Consider the following 255-nt stretch of genomic DNA (forward strand, 5'->3'; position numbering starts at 1 on the left):
TCAACAAAGTTTACCATGTACATAAGGGCCGCTTTGGCTATCGCCGCATTACCCTGCAGCTCAAACGGGATGGAGTGGATATCAATCATAAGACCATTCTTAGATTAATGAGGGAAATGGGTTTGAAGAGTCTGATCAGGATAAAGAAATACAGGTCATACCGGGGTGAACCGGGCAAGATCGCCCCCAATATCCTCAACAGGAAATTCCAGGCTGAGGGGCCTTTGCAAAAATGGGCCACGGATATTACTGAGT

The 255-nt window shown here is 46.7% G+C and carries 1 protein-coding gene; it reads left to right on the plus strand.

What is annotated here, in order from left to right; translation table 11 throughout:
* On the plus strand, positions 1-255 hold a 255-nt coding region (locus HCX49_RS25300; protein WP_168128477.1), incomplete at both ends, for an IS3 family transposase.

The organism is Sphingobacterium sp. B16(2022) (assembly GCF_012030425.1).
Taxonomy (GTDB): Bacteria; Bacteroidota; Bacteroidia; order Sphingobacteriales; family Sphingobacteriaceae; genus Sphingobacterium; species Sphingobacterium anhuiense.